Source organism: Streptosporangium sp. NPDC005286, from assembly GCF_040607515.1.
Lineage (GTDB): Bacteria > Actinomycetota > Actinomycetes > Streptosporangiales > Streptosporangiaceae > Streptosporangium.
Map to the genome: position 1 here is coordinate 1 of NZ_JBEXGU010000227.1, position 11,454 is coordinate 11,454.

The window sequence follows — 11,454 nt, forward strand, 5'->3', positions numbered from 1 at the left end:
GGCTGAACCGCTTGATCGCCGGGCAGGCGTGGGGCCGGACGGTCACCCTGCTGGAGTACAAGACCTCCGAGCGGGGCGGCCAGGTGGTGAAGGTTCCCGCGCGGGGGACCTCGCAGACCTGTCACCGGTGCGGTCACTGTGACCCGGCGGCCCGGGACGGGATAAGGTACGCCTGCGCCAACCTCGCGTGTGGTTGGGTCGGGCATGCCGACACCAACGCCGCGATCAATATTAAGAACGCCGTCGGAACGCCGGTGTCAGGACGTGGAGACCTCGGGGTTACCCGGTCTGCGAAGCGTCAACCCCCGCGCGCCGCTTGACCGCGACGCGACGGGAGAGTCTCCGGCCCCCAGGCCGGGGAGGAGTTCAAGCTCCTTGACATCCTCCCGGCCGCCGGTCCGGTGCGGTGTGACACGAGGAGTTCGACGCCTGTCACATCGCCCCGGCGCCGGCCGCGTCCGGCCGCGATTTCCTCGCCACGGTCGGCAGGTTCCGCCTGGTATCAAGGGGACCTCTCATCGCAAAGAATGCTCTACCAGGACAAGACTCTGGCTCTATCGACGATGGGCATGTACGGGTGTAGACAAAGGTTAATTAGCACCAAGAAGGCGACAAATTAACAACTTGTTTGCTCAGGGAACGCCGCTAGAAGATCCCGCGTCATGTTCGGGTCATCGGACAGACGGACGCGGTGACGCCGGCGGGGGAGTCCGCGGTCGCCACCGGGGCTGCCCACCAGAACCTGGTCGCGTTGGAGCACACGAAGTGCCGGCGCGGATGCGAAGGCGAGATTCCGTGAAGCCGATGCGAGGTCGGCCGGGAAGGTCGTCCGCGCCGTCTCCCGCTGAGCCGGGAGTCCTTCCCGCAGACAATCAAGATCGGAGCAAGACCGTGTGCCAGCACATACCCCCCTGTCCGTCCGCGGACGCTTTTGACCATGAGGCGGCGCGTCTCGTGGTCTCTCACCCAGAGCAGGGGTGGGGGCTGCTCTGCAACGGCGTGGTGGTCTTCGATGACACCGGGGAGCTTATGCCCGACGGACGTAGCATTCCCGCCCATCGTGACATTCCCGCCCATCACAGCCACTGCGTCGGGGCGGCGTGAGAGCGTTCGCCGCTCCAGCCTCCCCTGTGGCCGCCGCTATGGCCGCCGACCCGTCCCCGCACCGGGGGACGGCGCCCCGGCGGCTCTTTTTCGTCCCGGTCCCGGCGCCCGGGGCATGGCAGCCGACCGGCGACCGGCAGCCCGAGAAGGTCAGGTGACGATGCGTCGGATCCACCTCCGCAAGCGGTCGCGCTCCGCCGCCCGGCTCACCCTGGACCTGCGGACTCCGGCGGGCAGGCGGCTGCCGTACTGACCGCTCCGTCTCACCGGGTGCCGCGTGGCCGCGGCCGCGGGCGACACCGCGGAATGAGCGGCCCTCCGCACCGGTTGCAGCGGTATGTGAAGGTTGAAATCTACTCAGACGTCGTCTGTCCCTGGTGCTACATCGGCCACGCCCGCTTCGCCCGCGCCGTCGAGCGCTACCGGGCCAAGGGCGGGGAGGTGGAGGTCGAGTTCAGACCGTTCCAGCTCATGCCGGACGCGAAGTCCAACGGCGAGCTCACGCTCACCTGGGCCGCGAAGAAGTTCGGCGGGGCCGAGCAGGCCGCGCAGATGTTCGGGAGGGTGGGCGGGGTCGCCGCGGAGGACGGGCTGGTGCTGGACTTCGACCACGCGATCCAGGCCAACACCTTCGACGCGCACCGCCTCATCCGGCTCGCCGGAGAGCAGGGCAAGGGGGAGGAGGCGCTGTACGCGCTCTTCCGGGCTCACTTCACCGACGGTCTCGACGTCGGCTCGCGCGAGGTGCTCGCCAAGCTGGCCGGAGAGCTCGGCGTACGGGCGGACCTCGACGGTGAGGACGGCGCGGCGGCGGTGCGGGAGGAGCTGGCCCAGGCCCGCGCCATCGGCGTCAGCTCGGTGCCGCTCTTCCTGTTCGAGGGCCAGTTCGCCGTCTCCGGCGCCCAGCCCGAGGACACCCTGCTCGCCGCCCTCGAAGAGGTCGCCGAGCGCACCGGGCAGTCACCGGCCGCCAGGGCGGTCAAGGCCGCCCAGACCGGCGGGGACGCCTGCGACGACGAGGGCTACTGCGCCGTCTGATGACGCCGGGCCCGCGAGGGGGAGGTCAGCCGGGAAGACCGGGCAGGCCGAGCTCGCCGGAGCGGTGGTGGCGGCGGCACAGGACCTGGTAGCGGATCGGAGCGGCGCCGGTGTCGCCGATGACCACCTGCTCGCCGGTACGGGTCATGCTGCCGCCGACCACCCGGGCGTTCAGGCGCCCGGGGCGTCCGCACCAGCACAGGACCTCGACCTGGAGGCGGTTGATCTCGTCGGCCAGCTCGAAGAGCCGCTGGGCGGCGGGGAACATCCGCGAGCGGAAGTCCGAGGCCAGGCCGAAGGCGTAGACATCGATGCCGTAGTCGTCGGTGAGGTCGGCGAGCTGCTCGATCTGGGCGACCGTGTAGAAGCACGCCTCGTCGCAGATGACGTAGTCGATGGGCTGGTGCGCGCGGACCAGGGCCACCAGATCCAGGTCGTCGTCGACCTCGACGGCCTCGCTGCCCAGACCGATCCGGCTGGTGACCTGCGCGTTGCCCGAGCGGTCGTGTTTGGTGAGCACCAGGCCGCGCCTGCCCTGGCGGCCGTGGTTGTAGTTCATCTGCAGGGCCAGGGTGGACTTGCCGCAGTCCATCGGGCCGAAGTAGAAGCGCAGCACCCCGTCCCGGGAGACGGCGGGAACGGCGGAGAGGGCAGACGTTTCGGTCACGGGGCGCCAGCCTAGTACTTCTTACGCGGTCAGCGATCTCCACCCCTGGTGACCGGTTTGTCGCTTTCGTTGACCGTACGATCCCCGTGGTGCCGGGGAGTCGATGGGGCTCGCCCGGCGGGTGAGCCCCATCGGTCGGTGAGTGCGGACGAACGCCTCCCGGATGGAGTCGACAGATCCCGTTGAGGACACCGTGGTCAGTCGGCGCAAGGGTCGGACCCCACCGGGAGGCGTTCACCTACATCCTCACGGTCGGAGCAGGCCGCTCTCGATCGCCGCCTTCAGGCCCGCCTGCGTCGCCTGGTGGGAGGAGACGCCGTTGGTCACGGTGAAGTCGATGAGCAGGATGCTCGCCTCGAAGGTGAGGTGCTCGGTGACCCGCGTCCGCCCGTCGCCCAGGTCGGTGAAGACGATCTTCTGGTGCGTGACGACGTTCGGCAGCGTCCAGGTGTCGGTCTCGTAGTAGAGGTCGTCGCGGTGGACGCGCTGCTGCGCGTGCGTGTTGCTGGTGACCGGCAGCCCGGCGACCGGGATCTCCTCGACCGCGGTGAAGTTGACGTAGCGCGTTCCTGGCTCGTTCCAATCCGCGTGCGTGACGACCCGCTTCAGGAACGAGTGCATGCCCAGATGGTTGTTGATATTGGAGTAGGCGTCGAACACGTGCTCCACCGGGGCGTTGATCTCGGTGGAGACATCACGCTTGACCTGCTTCCTTCCCGTTATCGGCAGGGGAGCGGTCAGGCACTCGTAGAACCTGTAGGTGTTCCAGGCGATCTGCCACTGGGCGGCGAGCAGAGGGTCGGTGTCGGCGCGGGCAGGGGTCGAGAAGGCGGTGAGGAGGAGGGCGGCGGCGGACAGCGGGGCCATGAGAAGCCGGAAGAGCTTTGTCACGGATACCTCAGGAGAAGAGGGGAGGTGATGAAAGTCTTCTACCGCATCCGATCATGGTTTCCACGTTCCGAACGCAGATCGTGATCTTCATGTTTTGTAACGGTCCATCCTCGGACATCCGCCTGAAAGGTCATGGTCTGCGACCAAGGGTGAAAGACGGGAGGTACGAGGGGGTTTGGAGGGAAGATGCGCTGGTAGGAGTGGGTGATCCCTGGCTGACGTAGCCTGACTGGGCTTGACTTGGCTTGACCGTGAAAAGCGTGGGAGATTCCCTTTGGCATATCGGAAAGTGGGAGAACCAGTGACGACCACCAACAAGACCGTTCCACCTCTCGGCAAGACCCCGGCCACCCTGACCTCCGGCCCCTCCGCGGAGACCGCGGAGATACCGGTGGCGCTCGCGGCGATGATGAGCGAGGACGAGGCCGTCGCCGCCCAGGCCGAGGCGGCTCGCTGGCGGTACGGGTTCTACGTCGTCATCGTGGGGCTCGTGGTCATCCTGATCGGCTTCGCGGTGATCACGCTGCGCGGGGGTGACACGACCGCGCCGTTCGCCGGGCTCGTCGGTGTCTCGGGTGCGATCATCGGCGCCTACTTCGGCGTGCAGATCGGCCAGTCCGGCAAGGACAGGGTCGAGGCCGAGCTGCGCCGTACGAATGAGATCGCCATCCGCCTCGCCGCCAAGGTCCACGCGCACGACGCCGACTCGGTGATCAACACCACCATGGGTCCCCGGCGCCGCTAGAACAGGCACCGCGGACCTCCAGCGGGGCCGGCCTCCGGACGACCTTCGGCAGGGCCGGCCTTTCGCGTCTCCGCGGCCGGGTCCGGCCCCGGACGTCCACCGGTACTCACCCCTCCGCTCTCGCCAACACTGCCCAAGGATCGGCCGTAGCTTCGGCAGGGTCCGCCGATTTGCGGATTCGCCGGGACTGGGTAGACACGGGGGCATGCGCAGCGTCCGTATCGGGGTCGACACCGGGGGCACGTTCACAGACGTGGTCGCGGTGGACGAGCAGACCGGTGAGATCACCACGACCAAGACTCCCTCCACCCCCACCAACCCGGCCGACGGGTTCATGGAGGGGGTATGGAAGGTCCTCAGAAAGGCGGCCGGGGCCGAGGAGGTGACCCTGGAAGCCGTGTCGGCGGTGGTGCACGGCACCACGGTCGCCACCAACCAGCTCCTTGAGGACCGTATCGCCGACCTGGGCTTCGTCACCACCGAGGGCTTCGAGTTCATCCTGGAGATCGCCCGCCAGAGCGTGCCCGACGGCTACGGCAACTCCTACTTCTGGGTGAAGCCGCCCCGCATCGTCCCGGTGCACCGGGTCAGGACCGTCGGCGGGCGCCTGGACCACACCGGGGCCGAGGTGCGGCCGTTCGACGAGGAGCAGGCCGTCGAGGCGGCCCGGTGGTTCCGTGATCGCGGCATCACCGCGATCGGCGTCTGCTTCCTGCACTCGTACGCCAACCCCGCCCACGAACTGCGCATGCGGGAGGTCCTGGAACGGGAGCACCCGGATGCCGTCGTCTCGATCTCGTGCGACGTGCTGCGCGAGTACCGCGAGTACGAGCGCTCGGTCACCACGCTGGTCGACGCCGCGGTCAAACCGACGATGCGCCGCTATATCGCCAACCTGGCCGAACGTCTGGAGGTGGACGGCCAAGGGGGCGAGACGGGTGCCGCGCGTGCGGGCGAGGGCCTGCCGTTCTCCGTCATGAAGAGCAACGGCGGCGTGCTCTCCGCGGCCGAGGTGGTGCACCAGCCGATCACCACGGTGCTCTCCGGACCGGCCGCGGGCGCGCTCGGCGCCGCGCTGATCGCCGCCACCGCCGGGCACCCCTCGGTGATCACCCTGGACGGCGGCGGCACCTCCACCGACGTCGCGGTGGTCGTCGACGGGGAGCCGTCGCTGACCACCGAGGGCAGCATCGGCCGCTACCCCTGCAAGATCCCGATGATCGACATCGTGACCGTCGGCGCGGGCGGCGGCTCCATCGCGTGGATCTCCCCGGAGGGCACGCTGAAGGTCGGGCCCAAGTCCGCGGGGGCCGACCCGGGGCCGCTCTGCTACGGCCGGGGCGGCACCGAGGTCACCGTCACCGACGCGCACGTCTTCCTCGGCCGGGTTCCGGCGCACCTGCTCGGCGGGGAGATCCCGCTCGACGCCGACGCCGCCCGGCAGGGGATCGAGGCGCTCGCGGGCAAGATCGGACTGACTCCCGAACGGACCGCGGCGGGCATCCTGGAGATCAGCGCGTTCAACCAGTCGAACGCCATCCGCCAGATCACCGTCAAGCGCGGCCTGGACGTGCGCGACTTCCCCATGGTCGCCTTCGGCGGCTCGGGACCGCTACTGGTCTGCAGGCTCATCGACATCCTCGGCCTGCCCTCGGTGATCGTCCCGCCCGACCCCGGCAACGTCTCGGCGTTCGGGCTGCTCACCGTGGACGTCAAGAACGACTACGTGCGCACCTTCGTCACCCGCGACCTCTCGCTCGCGGCCGCCGCGGAGATCTTCGGTGAGCTGGAGGGACAGGCGGCCGCGGCCCTGGACCGCGAGGGCTTCGCCGGAGAGGCGCACGTCTACGCGCGAAGCGCCGACCTGCGCTACTACGGCCAGGCCTATGAGGTCAGGGTGCCCGCCCCGGCCGGACCGCTGGACGAGGCGTGGCGGGCCGAGGTGCTGGACCGCTTCCACACCGAGCACCACAAGCTCTACGGGTACGGCTACCGTGACGACCCCCGGCACGGCGTCGAGTGGGTCAATCTCCGGGTCTCCGGTATCGGCCCGATCATCCGCCCCGCCATCGGACGCCGGCCGCACGGTACGAGCCGGCCCGAGCCGGTCGCCTTCCGCGAGGTCTGTTACGACGAGTGGGGCGGCACCCCGATCCACCGCCGCGCCGACCTGGCGGCCGGAGCGGAGATCAGCGGTCCCGCGGTCATCGAGGAGTACGGCTCCACCCTGCCGGTTCACCCCGGCTTCACCGCGACCATGGACGAGTTCGGAAACCTGGAGGTGCGCCGTGCAGCGAACGACAACGGCTGAATCGGCGAGCGCGGCCGACCCGGTGCTGGTGGAGATCGTCGAGGGAACGCTCGCGTCCGTGGAGATGGAGGTCGAGACGGCCATCGCCCGTACCGCCCGCTCGCCCATGATCCGCGACGCGCACGACTTCCGCGCGGGCATCCACGACGTACGGCTGCGCAAGCTGACCGGCAGGTCCTACTCGGCGCTGGTCCAGCCGATCGTCAGGGACTTCCCGACCGCCGAGATGAAGCCCGGCGACGTGTTCTTCCACAACGACGTCTACCTGTCCGAGGGGGGCATCGGGCACCTGCCCGACCTGTGCGTGACGGTCCCGGTCTTCCACGGCGGGGAGGTCGTCGCCTTCGTGCAGGCGTTCGGTCATCACGACGACATCGGCGGGGGCGTGCCCGGCTCCATGCCGAGCAACGCGCGCAGCGTGTTCGAGGAGGGGCTGATGGTCCCGCCGATCAAGCTGTGGGACGAGGGCGTGCCCAACCGGGCGGCGCTCACCATCATGACCCGGAACTCGCGGATGCCCGACTCGCTGGCCGGAGACCTGGACGCCGAGTGCTCGGCCTGCCTGATGGGCGCGCGGCGGCTGGGCGAGCTGTTCGACCGGTACGGGCGCGAGGCGGTCGAGGCGTGCTTCGACGCGATCATTTCCAACACCACCGAGACGTTCCGCAGGGAACTGCTGGCCAAGATCCCCGAGGGCACCCACGTGTGGGAGGACTACGCCGAGCACGACGGCGTGGACTCCCCCCGCCTGCACACCCAGCGGATGACCCTCACCGTCGATCATTCGGCCCAGGTGCCGCTGGTCATGGACTTCACCGGCACCTCGCCGCAGGCCAAGGGGCCGATCAACCACGCGGGCGACTACGCCGACGGGGTGTTCCTGAAGAAGTGGCTGGCGCCGATCCTGCGCAACCTGGCCGACACCCCCGAGCGGATGGCCGAGCTGGACGTCAACGAGGGCGTCGTGCCCCTCATCGAGATGCGGTTCCCGGAGAAGGGCACCCTGCTCACCCCGATCTTCCCGGCCCCCACCAACGCCCGTACCTTCGTGATCCTGCGCCTGCTGGGCGTGCTGGCCGGGGTGCTGGCCAAGGCGACCGGCGGCCGGATGCCCGCCGACCAGGAGACCATCCGCTACACCGGCGTCTACGGCGACGGCCTCGACGGCACCCCGTACCTGATGCGCGAGGTCCTCGGCGGCGGCTCGGGCGGCCGGTGGTACGCGGACGGGGAGGACACCATCCACGTGGTGCCCGACTCGCGCAACATCCCGGTCGAGTTCGCCGAGTCCCGCTGGCCCTTCCGGGTCGAGCGGCTCGGCCTGGCCCGCGACTCCGGCGGCCCCGGCCTCTACCGGGGCGGTCTCGGTTACGACAAGCACCTGCGGATGCTCCGCGACGCCTCGTTCATGTCCATCGCCGACCGCTCGATCCTGTCCTGCTGGGGGGTGAACGGCGGCCGGGCCGGAAAACCCTTCGTCGTGGAGATCGACGGGAGGGAGATGGAGGGCCTGGTGGACGACTCGCCGGTCCGCGCGGGCGAGATCATCCGGGTCCGCACCACCGGTGGTGGCGGCTGGGGTTCTCCGCTGGACCGCGACCCCGCCCTGGTGGCCGCCGACGTCCGCGACGGCAAGGTCTCGGTGGCCGGCGCCCGCGACGACTACGGGGTCATCCTGTCCGGCTCGCAGGATGATCCCCAGGTGGACGCCGAGGCCACCGAGATCCGCCGCGCGGAACTCCGCGCCCTGGTCACCGACGACGCGCCCTTCTTCGACCGGGGCCCTGGCTTCCCCTCCCTGTCGGGCGGCCTGCCGCACGCGGAGGTGGACTTCAGGTAGCCGAGCGGGGGTACCGCCCGCATCGGCGTTCCGCCTCGCCTCACGGTCCGTATCAGGTCGATCGGGAGATGAGAGACACCCTGCTACGACGGCCGTGAGGACCACGGCCGGCCCGTCCTGGCGATCGCTTTCCCCTCCCCCGGCAGCACGCCGGGGGAGGGGCCCGACGAGTTCGTGTGCCGGGCCGCGGAGGTGCTAAACTGTAGGCAGTTGCGGTTGTGGTACCCATGAAACTCTGTGTGCACCTGAAGGTCATCCGTCAGGTGCATTTTTGTTTTCCCGGTCATCTCCGGATGGGCTCATCGCGGCGACGCGGGATCCGCGCGGTGCGGATTCCGGCTCTGCCCCCTATCGAAGGAGAAAGTTATGGCTACGGGAACCGTGAAGTGGTTCAACTCGGAAAAGGGCTTCGGCTTCATCGAGCAGGACGGCGGCGGCGCCGACGTCTTCGCTCACTACTCCAACATCGCCGCCCAGGGCTACCGTGAGCTGCAGGAGGGTCAGAAGGTCTCCTTCGACGTCACGCAGGGCCAGAAGGGCCCGCAGGCCGAGAACATCGTTCCGGTCTGATGTAGCACCAGCACGGCAAGGGCCGGGGCCCGCATCCTTCGAAGGGTGCGGGCCCCGGCTCGTTCCGCGCCCGGCGCTCCTTGCCCGCTGAGCGAGAAGGCGTTTTCATGAGGGAATGCCGCTGACGATCACTGTGGTACGACATGGTCAGAGCGAGTCCAACGTGGCCTTCGAGGAGGCCTTCCGCGCGGGCCGGGCGGTCGTCCTGGAGCGCCCCGACTCCGAGGCCGAGCTGACCCCGCTCGGCAGGGAGCAGGCCACCGAGCTGGGGCGGCACCTGGCGGCAGGGGATCCGCCGGAACTCGTCCTGTGCTCGCCGTACCGCAGGACCGTGCAGACCTGGGAGCTGGTCGCCGCCGAGCTGGGTGCGGACCCCGAGATCCGGCTGGAGCCGAGGCTCAAGGACCATGACATGGGACGTTGGTCGGGGATGAACCTGCTCGCGCTCAGGGAGAGGTTTCCCGGTGAGTCGGAGAACCTGGTGGCGCGTCTGTACGGCGGTTTCCGGCCCCCGGAGGGGGAGAGTTTCCCCGATGTCGCCGGTCGGATACGCGAAGTGGTCGAGGAGCTGCGTGCCGGGCACGCCGGGCGCCGGGTTCTCGTCGTCGCGCACGACTCGGTCGTGCTGATGTTCAAGCACGTGATCGAGGATGTCCCGATCGACTCCGTCGAGGCGTTCGGCCCGGTCGGCAACGCCTCGGTCTCGGTGTGGCGCGGAACCAGGCCCGAGGTCTTCAACGAGGTGGGCCACCTGCTGGGGACACGGCCGCGGTAATGCTCCGCTCCGGCCGGGGTTTTCCTGATGATCTCCCCCCGCGCGTCCCGCCGGGTACTGGTATGGGGGATCATGGGATTCCCCCATCCGGGTATCGTGCCAGTCTCATGGCAAGCGGGCCGGGAACGGAGGAAGCGCTCCTCCGGCCGGGTCCGGCCGCCACGCATCGGAGGTTGATCTTGCAGGGAGCACTCGGCGACATCGTCGTTCTCGATCTCTCTCGTGCGCTCGCGGGTCCGCACGCCACGCAGATGCTCGGCGATCTGGGTGCTCGGGTGATCAAGGTGGAACATCCCGGGGGAGGTGACGAGTCCCGGGGCTGGGGCCCACCGTTCGTGGGTCCTGATAGTGATATTTCTACTTATTTCCTGGCGGCCAACCGGAACAAACAGTCGATCACCCTCGACCTCAAGTCCGCCGAGGGCAAGGCGCTGATCGAGCGCCTGGTGCGGCAGAGCGATGTGCTGGTGGAGAACTTCCGCACCGGCGTCCTGGACCGGCTGGGCTTCCCCGTCGAGCGGCTGCACGAGCTCAACCCCCGCCTGGTCATCCTGTCGATCACCGGCTTCGGCCATGACGGCCCGGAGGGCGGCCGGCCGGGGTACGACCAGATCGCGCAGGGCGAGGCCGGACTGATGAGCCTGACCGGCCCGTCGGCCGACGAGCCGTACCGGGTGGGCGCCTCGATCGCTGACCTGCTCGGCGGCATCCACGGCGCCTACGGTGTACTGGCCGCGCTGTACGAGCGGGAGCGGACCGGGCGGGGCAAGGTCGTGCGGACCTCGCTGCTGGCCGCGGTGACCGGGGTGCACTCCTACCACGGCACGGCCTGGACCGTCGGCGGCCAGGTGCCCGTCGCCAACGGTAACCACCACGCCTCCATCGCCCCGTACGGGGCCTTCCACTGCGCCGACGGCATGATCCAGATCGCGGTGGCGAACGACGCGCAGTGGCGCAAGGTCGCCACCCTGCTGGAGATAGATCCAGATATCGCGAAATATGCCACGAACAGGGAAAGGTTTGCGCATCGGGACGAGCTGATCGCGGACATGGAGCGGAGGCTCACCAAGCACGACAGGGCGCACTGGCTGGCCGCGCTCGGCGAGGCCGGGGTGCCCGCCGGGGCGATCAGGTCCATCGACGAGGTCTACGCCTGGGAGCAGACCCGTTCCCAGGAGCTGGTCGTCGAGGTCGACCACCCCGTGCTCGGCACCATCGAGCTGCCGGGACCGCCGCTCCGCTTCGACGGCGACCTTCCCATGCGCCATACCGCCCCGCCGGCCCTCGGCGAGCACAACGACGAGGTCCTCGCCTGGCTGGAGGAACGTGAACGGTCAACGACCCCCTCCTGAAGGAGGGGGCTTGAGGCGCGGTGATGCGCTTCGAAGCCCCGTGTTGACCAGCCCTGGCCATCACGAACTGGAGGTGTGATCCAGATGGCTACGTTGAACACAAGATCGCAGACCGACCTTGGGGTGCTTCCTCAGCTCCAAGCTCTCGAATCCGTGGGAGC

At 69.1% G+C, this 11,454-nt stretch carries 11 protein-coding genes; 9 read left to right on the forward strand and 2 right to left on the reverse strand.

The features are described 5' to 3' along the window. From ABZU75_RS42055 to ABZU75_RS42065, 3 genes are all read left to right on the forward strand, one after another. The coding region (locus tag ABZU75_RS42055; RefSeq protein ID WP_355567590.1) for a transposase at positions 1–320 on the forward strand (320 nt) is incomplete at its 5' end. 571 nt (positions 321–891) lie between these two features. Then, entirely contained in the window at positions 892–1,104 is a 213-nt protein-coding gene (locus ABZU75_RS42060; protein ID WP_355567593.1) for a DUF5999 family protein, read from the forward strand. Between the two features lie 339 nt (positions 1,105–1,443). Next, entirely contained in the window at positions 1,444–2,142 is a 699-nt protein-coding gene (locus tag ABZU75_RS42065; protein WP_355567596.1) for a DsbA family oxidoreductase, read from the forward strand. 25 nt (positions 2,143–2,167) lie between these two features. Here the strand turns inward: ABZU75_RS42065 and ABZU75_RS42070 are convergent, their stop codons facing one another. Together ABZU75_RS42070 and ABZU75_RS42075 are read right to left on the reverse strand one after the other, a co-directional pair. Then, the gene (locus ABZU75_RS42070) at positions 2,168–2,809 is read right to left on the reverse strand and encodes a thymidine kinase (protein WP_355567598.1); all 642 of its coding nucleotides are present in this window, start codon (positions 2,807–2,809) and stop codon (positions 2,168–2,170) included. A gap of 246 nt (positions 2,810–3,055) precedes the next feature. After that, positions 3,056–3,700, reverse strand: coding sequence for an SRPBCC family protein (locus tag ABZU75_RS42075; protein WP_355567601.1), 645 nt, complete (start codon positions 3,698–3,700; stop codon positions 3,056–3,058). Between the two features lie 301 nt (positions 3,701–4,001). Here ABZU75_RS42075 and ABZU75_RS42080 point away from each other — a divergent pair, with 301 nt between their 5' ends. The 6 genes from ABZU75_RS42080 (at position 4,002) to ABZU75_RS42105 (ending at position 11,293) form a co-directional block, all read left to right on the forward strand. Then, complete coding sequence (locus ABZU75_RS42080) at positions 4,002–4,445, forward strand: hypothetical protein (protein WP_350929487.1); 444 nt, start codon at positions 4,002–4,004, stop codon at positions 4,443–4,445. Between the two features lie 205 nt (positions 4,446–4,650). Beyond that, entirely contained in the window at positions 4,651–6,756 is a 2,106-nt protein-coding gene (locus ABZU75_RS42085; protein ID WP_355567606.1) for a hydantoinase/oxoprolinase family protein, read from the forward strand. Beyond that, positions 6,734–8,596 (forward strand): hydantoinase B/oxoprolinase family protein, encoded by a 1,863-nt coding sequence (locus ABZU75_RS42090; RefSeq protein WP_355567609.1) that lies wholly within the window; start codon positions 6,734–6,736, stop codon positions 8,594–8,596. Before ABZU75_RS42085 ends, ABZU75_RS42090 begins: the two co-directional genes overlap by 23 nt. A gap of 366 nt (positions 8,597–8,962) precedes the next feature. Further along, a complete protein-coding gene (locus tag ABZU75_RS42095) occupies positions 8,963–9,166 on the forward strand; it encodes a cold-shock protein (protein WP_350929493.1) in 204 nt (67 codons plus the stop codon). Positions 9,167–9,281: 115 nt separating this feature from the next. After that, entirely contained in the window at positions 9,282–9,941 is a 660-nt protein-coding gene (locus tag ABZU75_RS42100; protein ID WP_355567614.1) for a histidine phosphatase family protein, read from the forward strand. A 179-nt stretch (positions 9,942–10,120) separates the two neighbouring features. Beyond that, positions 10,121–11,293, forward strand: a complete 1,173-nt coding sequence (locus tag ABZU75_RS42105) for a CoA transferase (protein WP_355567617.1) — start codon at positions 10,121–10,123, stop codon at positions 11,291–11,293. Positions 11,294–11,454 lie beyond the last annotated feature (161 nt).